The sequence below is a fragment of the Streptomyces prunicolor genome (assembly GCF_045162825.1).
GTDB classification, from domain to species: Bacteria; Actinomycetota; Actinomycetes; order Streptomycetales; family Streptomycetaceae; genus Streptomyces; species Streptomyces prunicolor.
In genome coordinates this window covers 2,754,759-2,780,331 of record NZ_CP108676.1, presented here as the reverse complement: position 1 = coordinate 2,780,331, position 25,573 = coordinate 2,754,759, and the positions used below count along the sequence as shown (strand labels likewise).

The following is a 25,573-nucleotide window of genomic DNA, read 5'->3' as shown; positions in this document are numbered from 1 at the left end:
CTCAGATCCCCAGCTGCTTGGCCTCCTGAAGCTTGGCGATCGCGTTCTCGTCGCCGTCCAGTTCCACCTTGGCCACGCTCTGCCGCCCGTGCGCGAACAGCAGCAGCTCCGAGGGCTCACCGGTCACCGTCACGACCGGCGCCCCCTTGTGCGCGACCGCCGTCTGCCCGTCCGGGCGCCGCAGCACCAGCCCGGTCGGCGCACTGCGGCCCACCAGCCTGGCCATGCGCTCCAGCCGGGACCACAGGGCGTCCTGGAACACCGGGTCCAGTTCGCGCGGAGTCCACTCCGGCTGCGCCCGCCGTACGTCCTCCGTGTGGACGTAGAACTCGACCGTGTTGGAGGCCTCGTCGAGCTGCTTGAGCTGGAACGGCGAGAAGCGCGGCGGGCCCGTACGGATGAGCTGGATCAGCTCGTCGTACGGCTTCGCCGCGAACTCCGTCATCACCCGCTCCAGCCGCGGCGCGAGCTGCTTGATCATGATGCCGCCGGCGGCATCGGCGCGGCGCTCGCGCACCACCACGTGTGCGGCCAGGTCCCGGGCCCGCCACCCCTCGCAGAGTGTCGGGGCGTCCGGGCCCGCGGTCTCCAGGAGATCGGCGAGCAGAAGTCGTTCACGCTTGGCGAAGGTCGACATACCGTCAGCCTACGACCGCGGGGAGAGTCCGCACAGTGGACGCCCGGCCGGTCCGCACAGTGGACGTCTGCCGGAACTGTCAGTGGGGCGCGGCACAATGGCCCCATGACCAGCACGCCCCCACCCAGCAGCCTCGATCCCGATATCGCCGCCCGCCTCAAGCGGAGCGCCGACGGGCTCGTCCCCGCCATCGCCCAGCAGTACGACACCGGTGAGGTGCTCATGCTCGGCTGGATGGACGACGAGGCGCTGCATCGGACGTTGACGACAGGCCGTTGCACCTACTGGTCCCGCAGCCGCCAGGAGTACTGGGTGAAGGGCGACACCTCCGGCCACTTCCAGCACGTCAAGTCGGTCGCCCTGGACTGCGACGCCGACACGGTCCTCGTGAAGGTCGACCAGATCGGCGCCGCCTGCCACACCGGCGCCCGTACCTGCTTCGACGCGGACGTGCTCCTAAAAGAGGACCCCGAAGAAGACTTCAAAGAAGGCCTTATTAAAGAAGGTGCTGATTCCGGCACCGCCGCCTCGGATCAGTAGGGTCAGCCGCCATGGACCTCGAGACGTTCCGCAAGCTGGCCACCGACCGTCGCGTCATTCCGGTCACCCGCAAGCTCCTCGCCGACGGCGACACCCCGGTCGCGCTCTACCGCAAACTCGCCGCGGAGCGCCCCGGCACCTTCCTCCTGGAGTCCGCGGAGAACGGCCGCTCCTGGTCCCGCTATTCGTTCGTGGGCGTCCGCAGCGCCGCCACCCTCACCGCCCGCGACGGGCAGGCCCACTGGCTCGGCACCCCGCCCGTCGGCGTCCCGGCCGACGGTGACCCGCTCGCCGCCCTGCGTGCCACCATCGAGACCCTGCACACCCCCCACCAGGAGGGCCTGCCGCCCTTCACCGGCGGCATGGTCGGCTATCTCGGCTACGACATCGTCCGCCGCCTGGAGAAGATCGGCCCGGGCGAGCGCGACGACCTCAAGCTCCCCGAGCTGACCATGCTCCTCACCAGCGACCTCGCCGTGATGGACCACTGGGAGGGCTCGGTCCTGCTGATCGCCAACGCGATCAACCACAACGACCTCGACTCCGGCGTCGACGAGGCCTACGCGGACGCGATCGCCCGCCTCGACGCCATGGAGGCGGACCTCTCCCGCGCGGTGGCCCAGCCGCCCGCCCAGCTCCCGCCCTCCGAGCTCCCCGAGTACACCGCGCTGTGGGGCGGCCCCGACTTCAAGGAGGCCGTCGAGGACATCAAGGAGCGCATCCGCGCGGGCGAGGCCTTCCAGGTCGTCCCCTCCCAGCGCTTCGAAACCCCGTGCACGGCAAGCGCGTTGGACGTATACCGGGTGCTGAGGGCGACCAACCCCTCCCCGTACATGTACCTGTTCCGCTTCGACGGCTTCGACGTGGTCGGCTCCTCCCCGGAAGCCCTCGTCAAGGTCGAGGACGGCCGCGCGATGGTCCACCCCATCGCGGGCACCCGGCACCGCGGGGCCACCCCGCAGGAGGACCAGGCCCTCGCCGACGAACTCCTGGCCGACCCCAAGGAGCGCGCCGAACACCTCATGCTGGTCGACCTCGGGCGTAACGATTTGGGACGCGTCTGCGAGCCCGGCTCGGTCGAGGTCGTCGACTTCATGTCCGTCGAGCGGTACTCGCACGTGATGCACATCGTCTCGACGGTGACCGGCCGCGTGGCGCCCGGCCGTACCGCCTTCGACGTCCTGACGGCCTGCTTCCCCGCCGGCACCCTCTCGGGCGCGCCCAAGCCCCGAGCGATGCAGATCATCGACGAACTCGAGCCGTCCAGGCGGGGGTTGTACGGCGGCTGCGTCGGCTACCTCGACTTCGCGGGCGACTCCGACACCGCCATCGCCATCCGTACGGCCCTGCTCCGCGACGGCACGGCCTACGTCCAGGCGGGCGCCGGCATCGTCGCCGACTCGGACCCGGAGATGGAGGACCAGGAGTGCCGCAACAAGGCGGCGGCGGTCCTCCGCGCCGTGCACACGGCGAACCGGCTCGGGCAATAGGACGAGGGTCATATGAACCCCGGGTGACGGTTCGCCCGGGGTTCGAGCGATAGTGGACTACGTGACTGCTGCTGTTCCACACCCCCGTTCCGAAGGCGAAGGCCCCGCCGCGCGCGCCGGCCGCCGTAGCCTCGCCGTGGCTCTGCTGAGCGGTGCGCTCGGCGCGGCCGTGGCACTGCTGGCCACCCGTCAGCGCTGGTCGATGGGGACCGCGACGGTGGCCGGCGACGCGTTCCCGCTGTCCGTCAAGGGCAGCGACGTCACGGGTGTGCCCGCGGCGCTCGCCATAGTGGGCCTCGCCGCGCTCGTCGCCGTCTTCGCCGTCCGCAGGACGGGCCGCTTCGCGGTCTCCGCCCTCCTCGCGCTCTCCGGCGCCGGCATCGTCGCCGCGGCGCTCCTCGGTGCCACCGACAGCTCCGCGCTCGACGACAAGGCCGCACAGGCCTCCGGCGACACCTCGTCCGTCGTGCACGCCTTCGACCACACCGCCTGGCCCTACGTCGCCGCGGTGGGCGGCGGCCTGATCCTGCTGGCCGGCCTCCTCGCCCTGTTCTACGGCCGCCGCTGGCCCGCGATGTCCGGCCGCTACGAACGCAACGGCGCGCCTCGCCCCCGGCGGGCTCCTGTGGTGGACCCCGATCGTCCCGAGGACATCTGGAAGGCCCTGGACCGCGGTGAGGACCCCACCAGCGCGTAGGCGCTCCGCTGGGAGAGCAGGCGATGCGCCGGGCCGTCGGTCGGCTGCGGCGCCGTCGTGGCTGGTCGCGCCCACGCGGCGGAGCCGCAAATGGACACAGCCCCGCGCCCCTTACGGGGCACTGCCGAACCGCAGAGGACACGGGCCACCCCGGAGCATCGCTTCCGCTCGCGTGCGGAACAATGAAGCGTGAGCGTCTGCTCACACACGTACACAGCAACGAGGAGCACGTCATGGCGGGCAACAGCCACGGTCACACTTTGGCCGCCTGGACCGGTACCACCATCATCTTCATCGGTTTCTTGGTCGGCGGCGCCTTCATGGTCATGGCGCAGCCGATCGGCTTCTGGGCCGGTATGGCGATCGCGGTCATCGGCGGCATCGTCGGCTGGGTCATGAGCGCGATGGGAATGGGCATGCCCAAGGACCGTCCCAAGGACCTGACCGAGCTGCTCGCCAAGCCGGCGCACGCCGACAGCTGAGCCGTAGGCAGTAGCTGTCGGCCACCACTTCGTGGAGGGGCGGTTCCGGGAGCACCGGGAACCGCCCCTCACGCGCGCGTGCCGTATGAAAGGGCCAGGGGGCACAATGCGAGACGTGAACGCCGACAGCCAGAGCGTGCCGAAGACGCGCGCCCCCGGTTCCGCCTCCGTGCTGAACCGCGTCGCCGTGCCCGCGGGCGTCCTCGCGGCCGTAGCCGGAGCCTTCGCCTACGTCGGCACGGTCGACCCGAACCAGCCGGGCCACTACCCCGTCTGCCCCCTGTACGCCCTCACCGGCCTGTACTGCCCCGGCTGCGGCGGCCTGCGCAGCGCGCACGAGTTCATCCACGGCGACTTCCTCGCCGCGCTCCAGGACAACGCGATCGCCGTAGTGGGCTATCTGGCCTTCACGGTCGTATGGACCGTCTGGGTGGTCCGTGCGGCGCGTGGCCGGTCCGCGCGGATCGAGCTCGGCAGGGTCCAGCTGTGGACTCTGGGCGCGTTGGTGCTGGTCTTCACGGTTGTCCGGAACCTGCCGTTCGGTGGCTGGCTACACCCTTGATCAATCGACGGATGTCCAGGTAGTGGGACCGGCGTCAACCGGATGCGAGGGCTACGCCTTCCTCCGGATACCATCGAGGTCAGATGTGACCATGGCTTTTCCACCGTCCGGAAGGGGGCCGCTCGCGTGAGTGTGCTCGACGAGATCATCGACGGAGTCCGTGCCGACCTGGCGGAACGGCAGGCGCGCGTCAGCCTCGACGAGCTCAAGGAGCGCGCGGCGAAGGCTCCCGCTGCCAAGGACGGTGTCGCCGCGCTGCGCGGTGACGGCGTCAAGGTCATCTGCGAGGTCAAGCGCTCCAGCCCCTCCAAGGGCGCGCTGGCCGCGATCGCCGACCCGGCGGGCCTCGCGGCTGACTACGAGGCGGGTGGCGCCGCCGTCATCTCCGTCCTCACCGAACAGCGCCGCTTCGGCGGTTCGCTGGCCGACCTGGAGGCCGTCCGCGCGCGGGTGGACATCCCGGTCCTCCGCAAGGACTTCATCGTCACGTCGTACCAGCTCTGGGAGGCCCGGGCCTACGGCGCCGACCTCGCGCTGCTGATCGTCGCGGCCCTGGACCAGCCCGCCCTGGAGTCCCTCATCGAGCGCGCGGAGTCGATCGGCCTCACGCCGATCGTCGAGGTCCACGACGAGGACGAGGTCGACCGCGCGGTCGACGCCGGCGCGAAGATCATCGGTGTCAACGCCCGCAACCTCAAGACCCTTGAGGTCGACCGCGGCACCTTCGAGCGCGTCGCCCCCGAGATCCCGGCCCACATCGTCAAGATCGCCGAGTCCGGCGTCCGCGGCCCCCACGACCTCATCGCCTACGCCAACGCAGGCGCCGACGCGGTCCTGGTGGGCGAGTCCCTGGTCACCGGCCGCGACCCGAAGTCGGCGGTCTCGGATCTGGTGGCGGCGGGCGAACACCCCGCACTGCGACACGGCCGCGGCTGATCGAGCGGTAGGGTTTCCTCCGATGACGATCACCCTGACGCCCATGGACCGGTACGCCCGCCTCGCGCGCGGCTGCCGCCCCCGTGGCTGCCGCGCGCCCGCCAGGCGGGTTCACGGCCGGCGAGTGCGTTACGTCATCGGTGACGAGCCTGGACAGGTAAACGGCATGCGATGGCGCCCCTTCAGGGGCGCGGGGAACTGCGCGACCAGCCACAACGGTCCCGCAGCCATCTGAACAACCCCCGCCCCCACGGCGCTTAGTGTCTCAACAAACACTCACCGTGAGGTTTCCGCATGCCCAGCGAGTTCTTCATCCCAGACCCCGACGGTCAAATCCCCAGCGCCGAGGGCTACTTCGGCGCATTCGGCGGCAAGTTCATCCCGGAGGCCCTCGTAGCCGCCGTGGACGAGGTGGCCGTCGAGTACGACAAGGCCAAGCACGACCCCGAGTTCGCCCGCGAGCTGGACGACCTCCTCCTCAACTACACCGGCAGGCCAAGCGCGTTCACCGAGGTGCCCCGCTTCGCGGAGCACGCGGGTGGCGCGAGGATCTTCCTCAAGCGCGAGGACCTGAACCACACCGGCTCGCACAAGATCAACAACGTCCTCGGCCAGGCCCTGCTCACCCAGCGCATGGGCAAGACCAGGGTCATCGCGGAAACCGGCGCCGGCCAGCACGGCGTCGCGACCGCCACCGCCTGCGCGCTGTTCGGCCTCGAATGCACCATCTACATGGGCGAGATCGACACCCAGCGCCAGGCGCTGAACGTGGCCCGGATGCGTATGCTCGGCGCCGAGGTCATCGCCGTGAAGTCCGGCAGCCGCACCCTCAAGGACGCGATCAACGAGGCGTTCCGCGACTGGGTCGCCAACGTCGACCGCACGCACTACCTCTTCGGTACGGTCGCCGGCCCGCACCCCTTCCCGGCCATGGTCCGCGACTTCCACCGCGTGATCGGCGTCGAGGCCCGCCGCCAGATCCTGGAGCGCGCCGGACGCCTCCCCGACGCGGCCATCGCGTGCGTCGGCGGCGGTTCGAACGCCATCGGCCTCTTCCACGCCTTCATCCCGGACGCGGACGTACGCCTCATCGGCTGCGAGCCCGCCGGGCACGGCGTGGAGACGGGCGAGCACGCGGCCACGCTGACCGCCGGTGAGCCGGGGATCCTGCACGGCTCCCGGTCCTACGTCCTCCAGGACGAGGAGGGCCAGATCACCGAGCCGTACTCGATCTCGGCCGGACTGGACTACCCCGGCATCGGCCCCGAGCACTCCTACCTCAAGGACAGCGGCCGCGGCGAGTACCGCGCGGTCACCGACGACGCGGCGATGCAGGCCCTGCGCCTGCTGTCGCGCACCGAGGGCATCATCCCGGCCATCGAGAGCGCCCACGCACTCGCCGGTGCGCTGGAGGTCGGCAAGGAGCTGGGCAAGGACGGGCTGATCGTCGTCAACCTGTCCGGGCGCGGCGACAAGGACATGGACACGGCCGCGCGGTACTTCGGCCTGTACGACACCAGTGCCGATGCCGAAGTCGCGGCGAACACCGCCGACGTCGCGGAGATCGAGGGGGACGCCAAGTGAGCGGCAACATCCAGCTGTTGAGCGACACCCTCGCCGCCGCGAAGGCCGACGGACGGGCCGCGCTCATCGCCTATCTCCCGGCCGGGTTCCCGACCGTGGACGGCGGTATCGAGGCGATCAAGGCGGCCTTCGACGGCGGCGCGGACATCGTCGAGGTGGGTCTGCCGCACAGCGACCCCGTCCTCGACGGCCCCGTCATCCAGACCGCCGACGACATCGCCCTGCGCGGCGGCGTCAAGATCGCGGACGTCATGCGCACGGTCCGCGAGACGCACGCGGCGACCGGCAAGCCCGTCCTCGTCATGACGTACTGGAACCCGATCGACCGCTACGGAGTCGAGCGCTTCACCGCCGAGCTGGCCGAGGCGGGCGGCGCCGGGTGCATCCTGCCCGACCTGCCCGTGCAGGAGGCGGGCCTGTGGAGGGAGCACGCGGAGAAGCACGGGCTCGCCACGGTCTTCGTGGTCGCGCCCAGCAGCAAGGACGCCCGGCTCGCCGAGATCACCAAGGTCGGCACCGGCTTCGTCTACGCCGCCTCGCTGATGGGCGTCACCGGCACCCGCGCGTCCGTGGGCGCGCAGGCGCAGGATCTCGTCGAGCGCACCCGGGCCACCACCGACACGCCCGTGTGCGTAGGGCTCGGGGTCTCGAACGCCCAGCAGGCCGCCGAGGTGGCCCGCTTCGCGGACGGCGTGATCGTCGGCTCGGCCTTCGTCAAGGGGATGCTGGACGCGCCGGACGACGCGGCCGGCGTCGAGGCGGTCCGCGCACTCGCGGCCGACCTCGCGAAGGGCGTGCGCGGACAGGCGTAACAGAGCGCCAGGCGTCACGGAGCAACCGGCATAGCGTCACGGAACAACCGGAATAACAGAACAACTGGTCCCTCGTATGGGTGGACCTGGGACCGGGGAGGCGCGCTGCGCCTCCCCGGTTCGTTCTGCGGGTGTGAGCGAGAAGAACCGTGACGGAAAGCGCACCGCCCGCGAGCGGCTGGCGGTCGAGCGTGAGAAGCAGAAGACCGCGGAGAGGCGGCGGCGCACGCTGATCGTGGCCGCGAGCGTCGTCTGCGTGCTGGGTCTTGCATCGGTGGTCGGCGTCCTCGCCGCGAACCACGGCAAGGACGACAGCGGCAGCAGCAAGGCGGGCCCCCTCGTCGCGCCCTCCGGGGCGACCGGCAAGGACAGCCTGGCGATCCAGGTCGGCAAGGACAGCGCCAAGCCGACGCTCACGGTGTGGGAGGACTTCCGCTGCCCGGCCTGCCAGGCCTTCGAGACGGCGTACCGCTCCACACTCCACGAGCTGACCGACTCCGGGCAGCTCAAGGTGCAGTACCACCTGGTCACGATCATCGACGGCAACCTCGGCGGCACCGGCTCCAAGCGCGCGGCCAACGCGGCGGCCTGCGCCCAGGACGCCGGAAAGTTCCGCGACTTCCACGACGTGCTGTACGAGAACCAGCCCAAGGAGACGGACGACGCCTACGCGAGCAACGCCAAGCTGATCGAGCTGGCGGGCAAGGTGAAGGGTCTGGACACGCCCGCCTTCCAGAAGTGCGTCAACAGCGGTACGCACGACAGCTGGGTCACGAAGTCGGCCGCCGCGTTCCAGGCCGGCGGATTCACCGGCACCCCGACCGTCCTCTTCGACGGCAAGAACATCTACGCCGACCAGACGATGACCCCGGCGAAGCTGAAGCAGCTGGTCCAGGCGGCGAACAAGGGCTGACAAGGGGTAAGCGGGCGGGCCGGTTTTCATACCGGCCCGTTATGGAGCCGTAGCCGGGCCGCTTGCCGTGGTCGCGGTCCGGCACGGTAGCGTCGACCCTGCCATGGAACTTGCCTACATTCCCAGCCCGTCGCGCGGGGTCATCCACCTCGGCCCCATTCCGCTGCGCGGTTACGCGTTCTGCATCATCATCGGCGTCTTCGTCGCTGTCTGGCTCGGCAACAAACGCTGGGTCGCCCGCGGCGGCAAGGTCGGGACGGTGGCCGACATCGCTGTCTGGGCCGTGCCGTTCGGTCTCGTCGGCGGTCGCCTCTACCACGTGATCACGGACTACGAGCTGTACTTCAGCGAGGGCCGCGACTGGGTGGACGCCTTCAAGGTGTGGCAGGGCGGCCTCGGCATCTGGGGCGCGATCGCCCTCGGTGCGGTGGGCGCCTGGATCGGCTGCCGCCGCCGTGGCATCCCGCTCCCCGCCTGGGCCGACGCCCTCGCCCCCGGCATCGCCTTCGCCCAGGCCATCGGCCGCTGGGGCAACTGGTTCAACCAGGAGCTCTACGGCCGCGAGACCCACCTCCCCTGGGCGCTGCACATCACGTCCTCGACGGACGGCCGCGTCCCCGGCTACTACCAGCCGACCTTCCTGTACGAGTCCCTGTGGTGCATCGGTGTCGGCTTCCTCGTCATCTGGGCCGACCGCCGCTTCAAGCTGGGCCACGGCCGGGCGTTCGCGCTGTACGTCGCCGCGTACTGCGTCGGCCGCGGCTGGATCGAGTACATGCGCGTCGACGACGCCCACCACATCCTCGGCCTCCGGTTGAACGACTGGACCGCGATGATCGTCTTCCTGCTCGCGGTCACGTACTTCGTGATCTCGGCGAAGAAGCGCCCGGGCCGCGAAGAGATCGTCGAGCCGGACACGGAGATCAACGCGGACGCGGATGCATCCGGCGGTGAGACCGACGGTGACAGCGAGTCGGCGGACAAGGAAGAGCCGGCGTCCGACGCTCCGGCAGCGAAGGAAGACGCCGACAGTACGGAAGAAGCAGAAGAAGTAGACCTCAAGAAAGACGAGGCCGAGTCGGCCAAGAAGGGCTGACGGCCGGTTCTACGACGATGAGGGCGCCCCGTGTTTCACGGGGCGCCCTCATCGCGTTCAGGTGCGGCGCGCCAACGCGAGCGTTCGCTGCGCCGCAGCCACCACCGCCGCGTCGATGAACCGGCCGTCGGGCAGCGCCTGCGCGCCCTCCTCCCGCATGGCCGCCTTGACGATCGTCTCGGCCTGTTCGATCTCCTCGCTCGTCGGGAGGAACGCGCTCTCGATGACCGGGAGTTGACGGGGGTGGATCGCCGCGCGGCCCAGGAAGCCGAGGGCGCGGCCGTGGGCGCAGGAGGCGGCCAGGCCCTCCAGGTCGCGGATGTCCGGGTGGACGGACTGAGGTGGTGGTGGCAGATCTGCCGCCCGGGCGGCGACGATCACCCGGGAGCGGGACCAGTCCAGGCCGGTGTCGTCGCGTACGCCCAGGTCGGCCCGTAGATCCGCCTCGCCGAGCGCGATGCCGTGCACGGAGGAGTGCGCGGCGGCGATCGAGAAGGCCCGCTCGATGCCGAGGGCCGTCTCCAGGAGGGCGTACAGGGGGAGGTCGCGGGCCTTTTCCGCTACGGCTACGACGTCCTCGGCGGACGTGACCTTCGGGAGCCGTAGGCCGGACACGCCCGGGAGGGGTGTGAGCGCGCGGAGGTCGTCGGCGGCCCAGGGGGTGTCCAGGGCGTTCACGCGTACGTGGACGTCGAGTTGGGGCTCGGAGAGGAGTTCCGCCGTGGCCGCGCGGGCGTAGGCCTTACGGTCCGGGGCTACCGCGTCCTCCAGGTCCACGACGACCACGTCCGCGCCGGCGGTGAGGGCCTTGGCCACGATCGGGGGGCGGTCGCCGGGGACGTAGAGCCAGGTCAGGGGGTGCGGGGTCACAGGGCGCCCTCCTGGCGGAGCGTGGTCAACTCGGTTTCGGTCAGGCCGAGTTCGGACAGCACTGTCTCGGTGTCCGCGCCGTGGGGGCGGCCGGTCCAGCGGATCGCGCCGGGGGTGGCGGAGAGACGGAAGAGGACGTTCTGCATGCGGAGGGGGCCGAGTTCGGGGTCGTCGACGGTGGTGATCGTGTCGAGGGCCTGATACTGCGGGTCCGACATGACGTCCCGTACGTCCTGGATGGGGGCGACCGCCGCCTCCGCCTTCTCGAAGGCGGCCAGCACTTCGGTGCGGGTGCGTTGCGCGATCCAGTCGCCGACCGCCGCGTCCAGGATGTCGGCGTGCCGGGCCCGGTCCGCGCCCGTCGCGAACCAGGGTTCGTCGATCAGTTCCGGGCGGCCGACCAGGCGCATCACGCGCTCGGCGATCGACTGGGCCGAGGTGGAGACGGCGACCCAACTGCCGTCCGCCGTACGGTAGGTGTTGCGCGGGGCGTTGTTCTGGGAGCGGTTGCCGGTGCGGGGCTGGACGTGGCCGAGCTGGTCGTACCAGAGGGGTTGGGGGCCCAGCGCGGTGAGGATGGGTTCGATGATCGCCATGTCCACCACCTGGCCTTCGCCGGTGCGGTCGCGGGCGGCGAGGGCCGTCATCACGGCGTACGCCGTCGCCAGGCCCGCGATCGAGTCGGCGAGGCCGAACGGCGGGAGCGTCGGGGGCGCGTCCGGTTCGCCGGTGATCGCGGCGAAGCCGCTCATCGCCTCGGCGAGGGTGCCGAAGCCGGGGCGGTGCGCGTAGGGCCCGAACTGGCCGAACGCGGTGACCCGGGCGAGCACCAACTGCGGGTTGGCGGCGGAGAGTTCGGCCCAGCCGAGGTCCCATTTCTCCAGGGTGCCGGGGCGGAAGTTCTCGATGATCACGTCGGCGGTGGCGGTGAGGCGGAGCAGGGTGTCGCGTCCGCCCGGCTTCGACAGGTCGAGGGCGATCGTGCGCTTGTTGCGGCCGAGGAGTTTCCACCAGAGGCCGATGCCGTCCTTCGAGGGGCCGTGGCCCCGGGACGGATCCGGCTTGGTCGGGTGCTCGACCTTGATGACCTCGGCGCCGAAGTCGCCGAGCATGGTGGCGGCGAGGGGACCGGCGAAGAGCGTCGCGAGGTCGAGAACGCGCAGGCCCGACAGGGGAGTTGTGGTCGTCGTCCCGGTCATGAGGCGTACTGCTTGTCGATCTCCGCGCGGAACGGCATCGACGCCGTCGCCCCGGGCCGCTGCACGGACAGCGCCGCAGCCGCTGCCGCCCAGGTCAGCGCGGACCGCATCGGACGGCCCTCGGCGAGTGCCACCGCCAGCGCGCCGACGAAGGTGTCGCCCGCGCCGGTCGAGTCCACGGCGGTCACTCGGGGCGCGGGAACGGTGAGTGGTTCGGCGCCCCGGGCCGCGTACAGGCTGCCCGCCGCGCCCAGGGTGACGATCACCTCGGGCACCTGGTCGAGCAGGGCCGCGGCGGCCTCGCGCGGGTCGGTGCGGCCGGTGAGGGCGGTGGCCTCGTGCTCGTTCGGGATCAACACGTCGACGGCGGCGAGGAGTTCGGGTGGCAGGGGCTGGGCGGGTGCGGGGGTGAGGATCGTACGGACGCCGTGGCGGCGGGCCGCCTCCGCGCCCGCGATCACCGCGGCGAGCGGGATCTCCAGTTGGAGGAGCAGGGCGTCGGCCGTGGCGATCATGCCCTCGTCGCCGGGGGCGAGGTGGTCGACGGTGCCGTTGGCGGCGGGGATGACGACGATCGCGTTGCCGCCCTCGTCGTCCACGACGATGTGCGCGGTGCCGGACGGGCCCTCGACGGTGCGCAGATGGTCGGTGTCGACGCCGGAGTGCTCGAAGGTGGACCGGAGTTGGGCGCCGTAGGCGTCGTTGCCGACCGCGCTGATGATGGTGACGTCGGCGCCCGCGTGGGCCGCGGCGATCGCCTGGTTGGCGCCCTTGCCGCCGGGGATCGTGCGGAACTCCCGTCCCGTCACGGTCTCTCCGCGCTGCGGGGCCTTCTCGACGTAGGCGACGAGGTCCATGTTCGTGCTGCCGAGCACGGCGATGAGGGTCATGGGCGGGCGGTCTCCTGATGGGTGAGCCGGGCGAGGGTGTCGAAGCCGATGCCGTTGAAGTCGCCTACGGAGGTGGCGAGTCGGTTCTTGAGCGGGGTCGTCCAGCGGTCGGGGAGCGCGGTGTCCGAGAGAAGGGCGGCGATGCTGCCGACCGTCGCGCCGTTGGAGTCGGTGTCCCAACCTCCCGACACCGCACGGCAGATGGAGCCGGTGAAGTCGCCGTCCGCGTGGGTGAGGGCGGCGGCGATCAGGGCGGTGTTGGGGATCGCGTGGACCCAGTGGTGGGTGGAGGAGTAGGTGGCGTGGAGTTCGTCCACGATCGTGTCGAAGTCCCGGTGTTTCCTGGCCAGTTGGAGGGCGTGGCGAATCGCTTTGGCGAGGCGGGAGTTGGGCGGGACGACCGTCAGTCCGGTGCGCAGGCAGGTATGGATGTCGTGGGTGCCGGTGGTCGCGGTGGCGATGGTGGCCGCCGTGAACATCGCCGCGTAGACGCCGTTCGCGGTGTGGGTCAACGTGGCGTCGCGGTGGGCCTGTTCGGCCGCCGCGGTGGGGTTTCCGGGGTTGGTCCAGCCGTGTACGTCGGCGCGGATCAGGGCGCCGATCCACTCGCGGAACGGGTTGCGGTGGCGGGCCGTTCGCGGGGGTTCAAGGCCGGTGAGGAGGTTGCGGTAGGCGATGCGTTCGGCGGTGAAGGTGCGGCCTGCCGGGAGTTCGTCGAGCCAGAGCTTCGCCACGTCGGCGGTGGTGAAGTCCTTGCCGTGGCGCTGTAGCAACAGGAGGTTCAACAGGGGGTAGTTGAGGTCGTCGTCCTCGGGCATGCCGTCGATGTTCTCGGCCAGGGAGGTGGGGGCGGAGCGGCGGTTCCAGGGGTGGGCGGCGAGGAGTTCGGCGGGGACGCCACGGGCGGTGAAGTAGGTGTTGAGGGGCCAGTTGCCGGTGGCGCGGGCGAGTTGGCGGATGCCGTCGAGGGGGAGCTTCTCGACGGGTTTGCCGAGGAGGCAGCCGACGGCGCGGCCCAGCCAGGCGGCCTGGAGGCGGGCTGGACGGGGTGGGAGATGTGGTGAAGTGGCTTGTGGGGTGGGCCAGTTGGGGCAGAGGGATCTGATGCGTGCCAGGTCGGTGGGTTCCTGGTCCGCCAACCTGCTGGGGAGGTCGGCCAGTTCGTCCAGCAGGTCCTCGGCGAGCAACCGGAGGTAGCGGGTGGGGGGTCGGTCCGACGCGCCCGCCCGTTCCGGGGCTTCCGCACCGCCCGCCGCCCGCCAGCGTGCCGCGATCGCGGACGGCTCGCGTCCGTCCTGGGCGGCCTGGTGCAGCTCGTGGCCGAGCAGGTCCTCCGGCTGGACCCAGGTCAGTCGGAGCACCGCAGCCCTCCGATCTCGGTGAACGCCGCCTCGTGGGCACGGCGTCGGAGGACATCGCGCTCGAAGAGCTCGTGGGTGACGGCGGTGAGGGTTGTGGCTGGTTCCCAGAGGTCCAGGCGGCTGGCTTCCGCGACCGTCTTCGACCAGTCCTGCGGGACCGTGGAGCCGAGGGCGCCGGCCACCGCGCCGGCCATCGTCGCGATCGAGTCGCAGTCCCGGCCGTAGTTCACCGAACCCAGCACCGCGTGGCGGTAGTCGCCGCCGGAGACCACCAACATGCCGAGTGCTACGGGGAGTTCCTCGATCGCCTTGGTGCGGGAGGGGCGGCGGGCATCCAGGGACGGGGCGCGGTAGTCGGGGCCGACCGTGTCGTACGGCGCGATCGCCTCCCGCAGGGGGACCAGGGCCGACTCGAAGTCCGAGTAGCGGGAGGCTACTTCGCAGACTTTCTCGATGGCGGTGCGGGTGCCGTCCTTCGCCAGGGCGAGGCAGGCGGTCACGACCGAGTCCGGGGTGGCGCCCGGGACGCAGGCTGCCGATACGGCCGCGGCGAAGACACCGGCTGCCTCTCGGCCGTACGACGACTGGTGTGCGCCCGCGATGTCCAGAGCCTCGGCGTAAGCGGCCGCCGGATGGGCCGCGTTGACCAGGCCGACCGGGGCCATGTACATCGCGGCACCGCAGTTGACGATGTTGCCGACGCCTGCTTCGCGGGGGTCGATGTGGCCGTAGTGGAGGCGGGTCGCGAGCCATTTCTCGGCGAGGAAGATGCGCTGGAGGGGGATGGCTTCCGCCTCCAACTCCGGGATCCAGCGCGGGGTTTGCATCAGGTCCGGGACGAGGTGGTCGGCGATGGAGTAGGCGTCGAGGTGGTCGCGGACCTGGGCGTAGACCCGTACGAGAGCGTGGGTCATCAAGGTGTCGTCGGTGACGTGGCCGTCGCCCTTGTGGTACGGGGCGATGGGGCGGGCGGTGCGCCAGGCTTCGCCGTTCCAGGGGCCGACGATGCCGTGCACGCGGCCGGTGTGGCGTTCGAGGATCTGGTCGGGGGAGTAGCCCTCTACGGGGCCGCCGAGGGCGTCGCCGACGGCGGCGCCCACCAGGGCTCCGGTGATCCTCTCTTCGAGGCTGGTTTCTGTTTCTTCAGGTTGTTTGGGCTGTTTGGATTCTTTGGGTTTTTTAGGTGCCATGCACCGAATCATCCTCCTGGTGGCGCCGGTTGTGTGGCTTCCAGGAGTTCGGCGAGTTCCACGAGGTCGGTGCCGGTGAGGCGGGGGAGTGCGCAGCCGGAGAGGGTGCGGCAGGCTTCCCGCCAGGTCGATGGGATCGCCTGGCCGCCGCTCAGTGCTCCGGTGAGGGCGCCTGCCAGGGCCGGGGCCGAGTCGGCTACCCGGGAGAGGCAGGCTGCGGCCGGGACCGCCTCCGCGATACGGCCGCGGGCTGCTGTTGCCAGGGCCAGGGCTACCGGGACTGTTTCGGCGGCTGCGATGCCGTAGCTGTAGACGTGGTCGACGATCTGGTGTTCCAGGAGGGGGATCAGGGCGAAGGCGTTCTCGCTGTCCTGGGCCAACTTCAGGGCGTGGCGGGCGTTGCGGCCGATCTCGGTGGCTTCGGGGAGTTCGGCGAGTGCGGCTGCCACGCAGTCGTCCACGTCCGCGCCGACGAGGGCGAGTGCGAGGGCCGCGGCCATGGCTCTGGCGCCGTGGACTCCGTCGCCGTCCTGGGTGTAGTGGGCGTCGAACTCGGCGAGGGCGGCGGCGCGTTGGGGGTCACCGGGGTGCGCTACTGCCAGGACGCAGGCTCTTACGCAGGCCGCGTCGTCGAAGTAGTGGGGGTTGTCGTGGCCTGTGGCGGGTGGGCGGAGTCCTGCGGCGAGGTTTCCCAGGCCTGCCCTTACCGAGATGCGGGCGCGGAGGGGGAGTACGGCGGACTCGACTTCCGGGGCGCGGTCCGCTGCGGCGGCGACCTCGCTGGCGATGGCGTTCCAGGTGAGGTCGATCGCGGCGCGGGTGCGGCGTTCGCGGCTCAGGTCGCCGAGGACTGTGTCGTCGCCGGCTCGTAGTACGGCTTCTGCGGCGAACGCCGCCCATTCGGCGTCGTCGGAGGGGCCCAGGCGTAGGGGCTCGGGGGGTTGGTTCAGGGCGATGGGGACGGGGAGGGTGGTGGTCGCGTTCTGTTCGGCGAAGGTGTCCAGCTCGCGGGTGAGGCGGCGGGTCCACTCGGGCATACGAGCGGCGCGGTGCCGTGCGGCGGGCCAACCGGCGGCATCACCTGCGGCTAGCCCGAGGAGCAGCCCCTCGATACGGCGGGCCTTTTTGACGGCCTCGGCTTCGCCATCGGCCTTTGTGCTCCCACCCGCACCGCCCGTACAACTCTCGTCGTCGGGTGCGGGTGGCCCCTGTGGGGCGGATTCGCCGTCGGCGGCTGTGCGGCTGAGTGGGGTGGGGTGGGGTGCGTGGAGGTGGGAAGTGGGTGCGGGTGGGTTGTGCGCGGCGGATTCGCCTTCGGCGGACGTGAGGTGGAGCAGGGTGGGGTGGAGACGAGGGCTGGAGGCGGGTCGTCCTTGTGGGGCGCGTTCGCCGTAGGCGGGTGTGGGTGGTTGTCGCGAGGCGGATCCGCCGTCGACGGCTGGGAGTTGAAGCAGCTTGGGGTGGCGATGGGGGCCCGATGCGGGACGCCCACATGGGGAGGGTTCGCCATCGGTGGCCGCAGGCGGTTCCCGCAGGGCGGATTCGCCGTCAGTAGCTGCGCGTTGGAGCGGCTCGGGGCCGAGCGGGACGTTGGGCGTGGGCAGCCCCTGCCCGGCGAACTCGCCCCCAGCGACCGCAGGTTCAGTCCGTTGCGCGTCCCGCGCCACCCCGTTGCTCCCGCTCTCCTCACGCCTCACAGCTGCACCTCATCCTCATCCGCAGCCAGCACGTACTCCCGCTGCTCCCGCGGATCCCGTCGGACCGCGCCCCCCGTGCCCCACTTCCCGCCCTCCCCCGGAACCAGCAACTCCGCGATATCCAGCACATGGTGACCAGCCATCGCCGGTAGGCAACTCCCCCGCGCGGGACCGATCGCCGATGCCCAGTCGGGCGGGATCGACGATGCGCCCCGGGTCGCGCCCGCCAACGCCCCCGCCACCGCTGCCGTCGTATCCGCGTCCCGCCCCATGTTCACCGCGGTGAGGACCGATTCGACGAAGTCGCCGTCCGCTGCCGCGTATGCGCCGAAGGCCAGAGCCACCGCCTCGGGGGCCAGGTCGGTCCAGGGGTAGCCGCCGATGACCACCGCGGAGCGGACCGCTCGTTCGCCTCGGTGGGCCACCGCCACCGCTCGGCGTAGGGAGCGGGCCGTCCAGGAGTCGTCGGGGACTACGGCCAGGGCTGATGCCACCACCGCGATCGTCGGCGCTCCCGCCATCGCCGCCGCCACGCCCGCCGCGACCGCCTGGCCGCCGTAGATGCCCTCGCCCTCGTGGCTCACCGAACCGTCGATCGCCACCAGACGGGCCGCTTCCGCCGGGCGGCCCGCCGCGAAGACGCCGAAGGGGGCCGCGCGCATCGCCAGGCCGTCGCTCCAGGCGTGGCGGTGTTGTGCCGAGATGGGGGCGGCCAGGCCCCGGCGGAGGTTCTCCAGGGTGCCGCGTTCGCTGAAGCCCGCTCCCCGGAACGGGCCCTCGTCGCGGTCCGCGATCCACTCGTGCCAGGCCGCCTCCACGTGGGTCGGCGTGAGGGCCGAGCCGTGGCGGGCGAGGAGGAGGCCCGAAAAGATCGCGTACTCCGTGTCGTCCGTGCCCGCCGGGTTCTCCGCGACGTAGCCCGTGATGCGGCCCCAACGGGCGCGGATCTCCGAAGGCTTCATGTTTTCTGCTGGTGCCCCGAGGGCGTCCCCTACCGCCAGGCCGAGCAGCGCGCCGCGCGCTCGTTCGCGGAGTTCGGTGGCGTTCTTGGGCGCCGGGACCGGGGGAATGCAGGCGATCGATGCCATACGCGGCCTCTCCTACGGGGTTCCCTCAGGGCGCCTCGGGGCGCGGAACCCTTTGCGGATGTCTCCCACGGGAGGCCTTCGGCAGAGCCTGACGGAGCGCGGCGTCACCCGGTCGACATCTGATTGGTATGACGCACGGATGAGCGTTCGAGGGTAAAGGTGCAGGTTAGCCCAGCCTTTCCTTGCTGGTGGGCGGGAAATGGAAACCGTATGTTGAGTGTTGTCGAAGAGTAGAACATGTCTAAAGTTAGCCTTTCCTTAGTTTCTTGAACCTCCAGGGGGATCACCGCATGGCCATCATCGAGACCGAGGCGACGCTCCACGAAGCGCACCGCGACAACCACACCCACCGCGATGTGAACGGCGGTTGGCTGCGCCCCGCCGTGTTCGGCGCCATGGACGGTCTCGTCTCCAACCTCGCCCTGATGACCGGTGTCGTCGGCGGCGCCGTCAGTCACCAGACCGTCGTCATCACCGGGCTGGCCGGACTCGCCGCCGGCGCCTTCTCCATGGCGGCCGGCGAGTACACCTCCGTCGCCTCCCAGCGCGAGCTGGTCGAGGCCGAGCTCGAAGTCGAGCGGCGTGAGCTGCGCAAGCACCCGGAGGACGAGGAGACCGAGCTCGCCTCCCTCTATGAGAGTCGTGGCGTCGAGGCCGCGCTCGCCCGTGAAGTCGCCCGGCAGCTCTCGCGTGATCCCGAGCAGGCCTTGGAGATACATGCCCGCGAGGAGCTGGGGATCGATCCCGGGGATCTTCCCTCGCCGCTCGTCGCCGCCGTCTCGTCCTTCGGGGCGTTCGCGCTGGGGGCGCTGCTTCCCGTACTGCCGTTCCTGCTGGGGGCGACCGCGCTCTGGCCGGCGCTGCTGCTCGCGCTCGTCGGGTTGTTCGGATGTGGTGCCGTGGTGGCCCGGGTGACCGCGCGGACCTGGTGGTTCAGCGGGCTGCGACAGCTCGCGCTGGGGGGTGCGGCGGCCGGTGTGACGTACGCCCTGGGCGCCTTGTTCGGAACGGTCGTAGGATAGCTCGACGCGCACTTATGCGTTGGGTCGCATAAGTAGCCGTTACTCGCTGGTTTCGAACGCTTAACCACTGGGCATGAGCCGTAAGCGCTGTGGGCAATGACGCTCGCGGCGCACCCGCGGGATGGGCTACGACGCTCCCTCTGCCATGGACCGACGGACATCGATCTGTCCGCTTTGGTCCCCTTCACCTCCACCGCTTGTGCGGTGCACCGCCGCGACCCCGTGGCGTCCGCATGTTGGAACGGAGTATCCGGTTCCCGAGAACCGTTCCATCATGTAACCTGCACGAAATTTTGCGCTAACTCGCAGAGGGCCAACGTCGTCCCTATGCCCATGCATATGCCACGACGACGACGGGAGAGCCGATGCGTACGCCGCGCCAGCCGTCCCAGCAGCCCACGAATGGCCAGAACTGGTCCTTCATGGATGCTCGCCCTGCCGCGCAGGGTATGTACGACCCCCGCAACGAGCACGACGCCTGTGGCGTCGGCTTCGTGGCCACCCTCACCGGCGAGGCGAGCCACGCGCTGGTCGAGCAGGCGCTCACGGTGCTGCGCAACCTGGAGCACCGCGGTGCGACGGGTGCCGAGCCCGACTCGGGCGACGGCGCGGGCATCCTGTCCCAGGTGCCGGACGCCTTCTTCCGCGAGGTGGCCGGATTCGACCTCCCCGCCGCCGGTGGATACGCGGTCGGCATCGCCTTCCTGCCCGAGGACGGCGCCGACGCGATCGTCTCGCAGGTTGAGACGATCGCCGTAGAGGAAGGCCTCACCGTTCTCGGGTGGCGCGAGGTTCCGACCGCGCCCGAACTCCTTGGCGCTACGGCCCGCTCCACCATGCCGCTGTTCCGGCAGGTCTTCGTGAGCGACGGGCAGACCCAGGGCATCGACCTCGACCGCAAGGCCTTCGCGCTGCGCAAGCGCGCCGAGCGCGAGGCCGGCGTCTACTTCCCGTCGCTGTCCGCGCGGACCATCGTCTACAAGGGCATGCTCACCACCGGTCAGCTGGAGCCCTTCTTCCCGGACCTGTCCGACCGCCGCTTCGCCTCCGCGATCGCGCTCGTGCACTCCCGGTTCTCCACGAACACCTTCCCGTCGTGGCCGCTCGCCCACCCGTACCGCTTCGTCGCGCACAACGGCGAGATCAACACGGTCAAGGGCAACCGCAACTGGATGGCGGCCCGCGAGTCCCAGATCGCCTCCGACCTCTTCGGCGACCAGGAGAAGATCGACCGGATCTTCCCGATCTGCACGCCCGAGGCCTCCGACTCCGCGTCCTTCGACGAGGTGCTCGAACTCCTCCACCTCGGTGGACGGTCGCTGCCGCACTCCGTGCTGATGATGATCCCGGAGGCGTGGGAGAACCACGACTCCATGGACCCGGCCCGCCGCGCCTTCTACCAGTTCCACGCCACGATGATGGAGCCCTGGGACGGCCCGGCCTGCGTCACCTTCACCGACGGCACCCAGGTCGGCGCGGTCCTCGACCGCAACGGCCTGCGCCCCGGCCGCTACTGGGTCACCGACGAGGGCCTCGTCGTCCTCGGCTCCGAGGTCGGCGTCCTCGACATCGACCCCGCGAAGGTCGTCCGCAAGGGTCGCCTCCAGCCCGGCCGCATGTTCCTCGTGGACACCGCCGAGCACCGCATCATCGAGGACGACGAGATCAAGGCCGGCCTCGCCGCCGAGAAGCCGTACGGCGACTGGCTCGAAGCCGGTGAGATCGAGCTGTCCGACCTGCCCGAGCGTGAGCACATCGTGCACACGCACGCCTCGGTCACCCGCCGCCAGCAGACCTTCGGCTACACCGAGGAGGAGCTGCGCGTCATCCTCGCGCCGATGGCCAAGGCCGGTGCCGAGCCCATCGGTTCGATGGGCACCGACTCGCCCATCGCCGCGCTCTCCGCCCGCCCCCGGCTGCTCTTCGACTACTTCACCCAGCTGTTCGCGCAGGTCACCAACCCGCCGCTGGACGCGATCAGGGAAGAGCTCGTGACCTCCCTGCGCTCGTCCCTCGGACCGGCGAGCAACCTCCTGGAGCCGACGGCCGCTTCCTGTCGTAGCGTCACCCTGCCCTTCCCGGTGATCGACAACGACGAGCTGGCCAAGCTCATCCACATCAACGCCGACGGCGACATGCCCGGCATGAAGGCCGCGACGCTGTCCGGCCTGTACCGGGTCTCCGGCGGCGGCGACGCCCTCGCGGCCCGCCTCGCCGAGATCTGCACCGAGGCCGACGCCGCGATCGAGAACGGCGCCCGCCTGATCGTCCTCTCGGACCGGCACTCCGACGCCGAGCACGCGCCGATCCCCTCGCTGCTGCTCACTGCCGCCGTCCACCACCACCTCATCCGCACCAAGCAGCGCACCCAGGTGGGCCTGCTGGTGGAGGCCGGTGACGTCCGCGAGGTCCACCACGTCGCCCTGCTCATCGGATTCGGCGCCGCGGCCGTCAACCCGTACCTGGCGATGGAGTCCGTCGAGGACCTCGTCCGCGCGGGCACGTTCCTCACCGACATCGAGGCCGAGCAGGCCATCCGCAACCTGATCTACGCGCTCGGCAAGGGCGTCCTCAAGGTCATGTCCAAGATGGGCATCTCGACCGTCGCCTCCTACCGGGGCGCCCAGGTCTTCGAAGCGGTCGGCCTGGACGAGCAGTTCGTCAACAGCTACTTCAGCGGTACGGCCACCAAGATCGGCGGCGTCGGCATCGACGTCATCGCCAAGGAGGTCGCCGCCCGCCACGCGAAGGCGTACCCGGCCAGCGGCATCGCGCCCGCGCACCGCGCCCTCGACATAGGCGGCGAGTACCAGTGGCGCCGTGAGGGCGAGCCGCACCTGTTCGACCCGGAGACGGTCTTCCGCCTCCAGCACTCGACGCGCACCAACCGCTACGACATCTTCAAGAAGTACACGGACCGCGTGAACGAGCAGTCCGAGCGGCTGATGACGCTGCGCGGGCTCTTCGGCTTCAAGTCGGACCGGCCCTCGATCTCCATCGACGAGGTCGAACCGGTCAGTGAGATCGTCAAGCGCTTCTCCACCGGCGCCATGTCGTACGGCTCCATCTCCCTGGAGGCGCACGAGACCCTCGCCATCGCCATGAACCAGCTGGGCGGCAAGTCCAACACCGGTGAGGGCGGCGAGGACGCGGACCGGCTCTACGACCCGGCCCGGCGCAGCGCCATCAAGCAGGTCGCCTCCGGCCGCTTCGGCGTCACCTCCGAGTACCTGGTCAACGCGGACGACATCCAGATCAAGATGGCCCAGGGCGCCAAGCCCGGCGAGGGCGGCCAGCTGCCCGGCCACAAGGTCTACCCGTGGGTCGCGAAGACGCGTCACTCGACGCCGGGTGTCGGCCTCATCTCGCCGCCGCCGCACCACGACATCTACTCCATCGAGGACCTCGCCCAGCTGATCCACGACCTGAAGAACGCGAACCCGCAGGCGCGGATCCACGTGAAGCTGGTCTCGGAGGTCGGTGTCGGTACGGTCGCCGCGGGTGTGTCCAAGGCGCACGCGGACGTCGTCCTCATCTCCGGCCACGACGGCGGTACGGGCGCGTCCCCGCTGACGTCTCTCAAGCACGCTGGTGGGCCTTGGGAGTTGGGCCTCGCCGAGACCCAGCAGACGCTCCTTTTGAATGGCCTGCGCGACCGGATCGTCGTCCAGACGGACGGCCAGCTGAAGACCGGCCGTGACGTCGTCATCGCCGCGCTGCTCGGCGCCGAGGAGTTCGGTTTCGCGACCGCGCCGCTCGTCGTCTCCGGCTGCGTCATGATGCGCGTCTGCCACCTCGACACCTGCCCGGTCGGCATTGCCACCCAGAACCCGGTGCTGCGCGAGCGGTTCGCCGGCAAGGCCGAATACGTCGTGAACTTCTTCCAGTTCATCGCCGAAGAGGTCCGCGAGATCCTCGCCGAGCTGGGCTTCCGCACCATCGAGGAAGCCGTCGGCAAGGCCGGAACCCTGGACGTCGAGCGGGCCGTGGACCACTGGAAGGCGCAGGGCCTCGACCTCGCCCCCCTCTTCTACGTCCCCGAACTCCCGGACGGCGCCGCCCTCCACCAGGTCATCAAGCAGGACCACGGCCTGGAGAAGGCACTCGACAACGAGCTGATCAAGCTCGCCGCCGACGCGCTGGCCGCGTCCAGCGCCACCGACGCCCAGCCGGTCCGCGCGCAGGTCGCGATCCGCAACATCAACCGCACGGTCGGCACGATGCTCGGCCACGAGGTGACGAAGAAGTTCGGCGGCGCGGGTCTGCCCGACGACACCATCGACATCACCTTCACCGGCTCGGCGGGCCAGTCCTTCGGCGCCTTCCTCCCGCGCGGTGTCACGCTGCGCCTGGAGGGCGACGCCAACGACTATGTGGGCAAGGGCCTTTCGGGCGGCCGGGTCATCGTCCGCCCCGACCGGGGCGCCGACCACCTCGCCGAGTTCTCCACCATCGCGGGCAACACCATCGCCTACGGCGCGACCGGCGGCGAGCTGTTCCTGCGTGGGCGTACCGGTGAGCGGTTCTGTGTCCGCAACTCCGGTGCCACGGTGGTCTCCGAGGGTGTGGGCGACCACGGCTGCGAGTACATGACCGGCGGCCGGGCGGTCGTCCTGGGCGAGACCGGCCGCAACTTCGCGGCGGGCATGTCCGGCGGCATCGCCTACGTCATCGACCTGAACCCCGACAACGTGAACGTCGGAAACGCGGGCGCCGTCCACGAGTTGGACGAGGACGACAAGCAGTGGCTGCACGACGTGGTGCGCCGGCACGCCGAGGAGACCGCCTCGACGGTCGCCGAGAAGCTGCTCGCCGAGTGGGCCGTGTCCGTGGACCGCTTCAGCAAGATCATCCCCAGCGCCTACAAGGCAGTGCTCGCCGCCAAGGACGCCGCTGAGCAAGCGGGTCTCTCCGAGACCGAGATCACCGAGAAGATGATGGAGGCGGCGATCAATGGCTGACCCGAAGGGCTTTCTGAACCACGGGCGCGAGGTCGCCAAGTCCCGCCCCGTGGACGTCCGTCTGAAGGACTGGAACGAGGTCTACGTCCCCGGTTCGCTGCTGCCGATCATCGGCAAGCAGGCCGGCCGGTGCATGGACTGCGGCATCCCGTTCTGCCACAACGGCTGTCCGCTGGGGAACCTCATCCCCGAGTGGAACGACTACGCGTACCGCGAGGACTGGACGGCCGCGTCGGAGCGTCTGCACGCCACGAACAACTTCCCTGAGTTCACTGGGCGGTTGTGCCCCGCGCCGTGCGAGGCGGCCTGTGTGCTGGGCATCAACCAGCCGCCGGTCACCATCAAGAACGTCGAGGTCTCCATCATCGACAAGGCGTGGGAGACGGGCGACGTCGCCCCGCAGGCTCCCGAGCGCCTCTCGGGCAAGACCGTCGCGGTCATCGGCTCGGGCCCGGCGGGCCTCGCCGCCGCGCAGCAGCTCACGCGGGCGGGCCACACCGTCGCCGTCTACGAGCGCGCGGACCGCATCGGGGGTCTTCTCCGGTACGGCATCCCCGAGTTCAAGATGGAGAAGCGGCACATCAACCGCCGTATCGAGCAGATGCGCGCGGAGGGCACCCGCTTCCGCACCGGCATCGAGATCGGCATCGACCTCAAGGCCACCGACCTCCGCAAGCGCTACGACGCGGTCGTCATCGCCGCCGGCTCCACCACCGCCCGTGATCTCCCCGTCCCCGGACGGGAGTTGACCGGCGTCTACCAGGCGATGGAGTACCTGCCCCTCTCGAACAAGGTCCAGGAAGGCGACTACGTCACCGCCCCGATCTCGGCCGAGGGCAAGCACGTCGTCGTCATCGGCGGCGGCGACACCGGCGCGGACTGCGTCGGTACGGCGCACCGCCAAGGGGCCGCCTCCGTCACGCAGTTGGAGATCATGCCCCGCCCGGGCGACGAGCGGAACGCGGTCGCGCAGCCCTGGCCGACCTTCCCGATGCTCTACAAGGTGACCTCCGCGCACGAGGAGGGCGGTGAGCGGGTCTACTCCGTCAACACCACCCACTTCGAGGGCGACGAGGACGGCAACGTCCAGTGGCTGCACCTCGTCGAGGTCGAGTTCGTCGACGGCAAGCTGACCCAGAAGCCGGGCACCGAGCGCAGGATCCCGGCCCAACTGGTCACGCTGGCCATGGGGTTCACCGGCCCCGACCGCCAGAACGGCCTCATCGACCAGTTCGCCCTGGGCCTCGACGAGCGCGGCAACATCGCCCGCGACGCCGACTTCCAGACCAACGTCCCCGGCGTCTTCGTCGCCGGTGACGCGGGCCGCGGCCAGTCCCTCATCGTGTGGGCGATCGCGGAGGGCCGCTCGGCCGCGCGCGGCGTCGACCGCTTCCTGACCGGCGCGAGCGAACTGCCTGCGCCGATCCGGCCGACGGACCGGGCGTTGATGGTCTGACGGTTCATGGTCCGACGGTTCGCCGTCTGACGGTTCATCAAAAGACGTCCGCACAAAGGCGTGCGGAGCACGAGACGGCGCCTGCCTTGT

At 70.5% G+C, this 25,573-nt stretch carries 22 protein-coding genes; 14 read left to right on the top strand and 8 right to left on the bottom strand.

Going from position 1 to position 25,573, the window contains the following annotated elements; all coding sequences use genetic code 11:
* Window position 1: 1 nt before the first annotated feature.
* Complete coding sequence (locus OG588_RS12535) at window positions 2–637, bottom strand: TIGR03085 family metal-binding protein (RefSeq protein WP_405947348.1); 636 nt, start codon at window positions 635–637, stop codon at window positions 2–4.
* 105 nt (window positions 638–742) lie between these two features.
* On the opposite strand from OG588_RS12535, the gene hisI reads away from it, so the two are divergent.
* The 11 genes from hisI to lgt all read left to right on the top strand — a co-directional run bounded on the left by hisI (window position 743) and on the right by lgt (window position 9,749).
* Window positions 743–1,177, top strand: a complete 435-nt coding sequence (gene hisI / locus OG588_RS12530; RefSeq protein ID WP_405947347.1) for a phosphoribosyl-AMP cyclohydrolase — start codon at window positions 743–745, stop codon at window positions 1,175–1,177.
* Window positions 1,178–1,188: 11 nt separating this feature from the next.
* Entirely contained in the window at window positions 1,189–2,667 is a 1,479-nt protein-coding gene (locus tag OG588_RS12525) for an anthranilate synthase component I (protein WP_405947346.1), read from the top strand.
* A gap of 52 nt (window positions 2,668–2,719) precedes the next feature.
* Window positions 2,720–3,364, top strand: coding sequence for a TIGR02234 family membrane protein (locus tag OG588_RS12520; RefSeq protein ID WP_405947345.1), 645 nt, complete (start codon window positions 2,720–2,722; stop codon window positions 3,362–3,364).
* Between the two features lie 233 nt (window positions 3,365–3,597).
* On the top strand, window positions 3,598–3,846 hold the full coding sequence (locus tag OG588_RS12515; protein ID WP_043258776.1) for an HGxxPAAW family protein: 249 nt from the start codon (window positions 3,598–3,600) through the stop codon (window positions 3,844–3,846).
* A gap of 106 nt (window positions 3,847–3,952) precedes the next feature.
* The gene (locus OG588_RS12510; RefSeq protein WP_019062276.1) at window positions 3,953–4,408 is read left to right on the top strand and encodes a DUF2752 domain-containing protein; all 456 of its coding nucleotides are present in this window, start codon (window positions 3,953–3,955) and stop codon (window positions 4,406–4,408) included.
* Window positions 4,409–4,534: 126 nt separating this feature from the next.
* Window positions 4,535–5,344: an indole-3-glycerol phosphate synthase TrpC gene (gene trpC, locus OG588_RS12505; RefSeq protein ID WP_352183724.1), complete on the top strand. Its 810-nt coding sequence runs from the start codon at window positions 4,535–4,537 to the stop codon at window positions 5,342–5,344.
* A 22-nt stretch (window positions 5,345–5,366) separates the two neighbouring features.
* Window positions 5,367–5,579 carry a tryptophan biosynthesis modulator TrpM gene (gene trpM, locus OG588_RS12500; protein WP_374195669.1) on the top strand — a complete coding sequence of 71 codons (213 nt, stop codon included), beginning with the start codon at window positions 5,367–5,369 and terminating at the stop codon, window positions 5,577–5,579.
* 59 nt (window positions 5,580–5,638) lie between these two features.
* Complete coding sequence (trpB, locus tag OG588_RS12495; protein ID WP_405947344.1) at window positions 5,639–6,928, top strand: tryptophan synthase subunit beta; 1,290 nt, start codon at window positions 5,639–5,641, stop codon at window positions 6,926–6,928.
* Window positions 6,925–7,740: a tryptophan synthase subunit alpha gene (trpA, locus tag OG588_RS12490; RefSeq protein ID WP_405947343.1), complete on the top strand. Its 816-nt coding sequence runs from the start codon at window positions 6,925–6,927 to the stop codon at window positions 7,738–7,740. Before trpB ends, trpA begins: the two co-directional genes overlap by 4 nt.
* Before the next feature lie 133 nt (window positions 7,741–7,873).
* On the top strand, window positions 7,874–8,653 hold the full coding sequence (locus OG588_RS12485) for a DsbA family protein (RefSeq protein ID WP_405947342.1): 780 nt from the start codon (window positions 7,874–7,876) through the stop codon (window positions 8,651–8,653).
* Window positions 8,654–8,756: 103 nt separating this feature from the next.
* Window positions 8,757–9,749, top strand: a complete 993-nt coding sequence (lgt, locus tag OG588_RS12480) for a prolipoprotein diacylglyceryl transferase (RefSeq protein WP_405947341.1) — start codon at window positions 8,757–8,759, stop codon at window positions 9,747–9,749.
* A 57-nt stretch (window positions 9,750–9,806) separates the two neighbouring features.
* Here the strand turns inward: lgt and OG588_RS12475 are convergent, their stop codons facing one another.
* The 7 genes from OG588_RS12475 to OG588_RS12445 form a co-directional block, all read right to left on the bottom strand.
* The gene (locus tag OG588_RS12475) at window positions 9,807–10,619 is read right to left on the bottom strand and encodes an HpcH/HpaI aldolase/citrate lyase family protein (RefSeq protein ID WP_405947340.1); all 813 of its coding nucleotides are present in this window, start codon (window positions 10,617–10,619) and stop codon (window positions 9,807–9,809) included.
* Window positions 10,616–11,818 carry a CaiB/BaiF CoA transferase family protein gene (locus OG588_RS12470; RefSeq protein ID WP_405947339.1) on the bottom strand — a complete coding sequence of 401 codons (1,203 nt, stop codon included), beginning with the start codon at window positions 11,816–11,818 and terminating at the stop codon, window positions 10,616–10,618. The genes OG588_RS12475 and OG588_RS12470 overlap by 4 nt, the downstream gene beginning before the upstream one ends.
* Entirely contained in the window at window positions 11,815–12,708 is an 894-nt protein-coding gene (gene rbsK, locus OG588_RS12465) for a ribokinase (protein ID WP_405947338.1), read from the bottom strand. Before rbsK ends, OG588_RS12470 begins: the two co-directional genes overlap by 4 nt.
* A complete protein-coding gene (locus OG588_RS12460; protein WP_405947337.1) occupies window positions 12,705–14,069 on the bottom strand; it encodes an ADP-ribosylglycohydrolase family protein in 1,365 nt (454 codons plus the stop codon). Before OG588_RS12460 ends, rbsK begins: the two co-directional genes overlap by 4 nt.
* Window positions 14,057–15,259 carry an ADP-ribosylglycohydrolase family protein gene (locus tag OG588_RS12455; protein WP_405947336.1) on the bottom strand — a complete coding sequence of 401 codons (1,203 nt, stop codon included), beginning with the start codon at window positions 15,257–15,259 and terminating at the stop codon, window positions 14,057–14,059. The genes OG588_RS12460 and OG588_RS12455 overlap by 13 nt, the downstream gene beginning before the upstream one ends.
* Before the next feature lie 8 nt (window positions 15,260–15,267).
* A complete protein-coding gene (locus OG588_RS12450; protein ID WP_405953105.1) occupies window positions 15,268–16,713 on the bottom strand; it encodes an ADP-ribosylglycohydrolase family protein in 1,446 nt (481 codons plus the stop codon).
* Window positions 16,714–16,952: 239 nt separating this feature from the next.
* The gene (locus OG588_RS12445; RefSeq protein WP_405947335.1) at window positions 16,953–18,044 is read right to left on the bottom strand and encodes an ADP-ribosylglycohydrolase family protein; all 1,092 of its coding nucleotides are present in this window, start codon (window positions 18,042–18,044) and stop codon (window positions 16,953–16,955) included.
* Window positions 18,045–18,334: 290 nt separating this feature from the next.
* Between OG588_RS12445 and OG588_RS12440 the strand changes: the two genes are divergently transcribed.
* The 3 genes from OG588_RS12440 to OG588_RS12430 all read left to right on the top strand — a co-directional run bounded on the left by OG588_RS12440 (window position 18,335) and on the right by OG588_RS12430 (window position 25,483).
* Window positions 18,335–19,066, top strand: a complete 732-nt coding sequence (locus OG588_RS12440) for a VIT1/CCC1 transporter family protein (protein ID WP_405947334.1) — start codon at window positions 18,335–18,337, stop codon at window positions 19,064–19,066.
* Between the two features lie 365 nt (window positions 19,067–19,431).
* A complete protein-coding gene (gltB, locus tag OG588_RS12435; protein ID WP_405947333.1) occupies window positions 19,432–24,027 on the top strand; it encodes a glutamate synthase large subunit in 4,596 nt (1,531 codons plus the stop codon).
* Window positions 24,020–25,483, top strand: a complete 1,464-nt coding sequence (locus OG588_RS12430; protein ID WP_405947332.1) for a glutamate synthase subunit beta — start codon at window positions 24,020–24,022, stop codon at window positions 25,481–25,483. The genes gltB and OG588_RS12430 overlap by 8 nt, the downstream gene beginning before the upstream one ends.
* Window positions 25,484–25,573 lie beyond the last annotated feature (90 nt).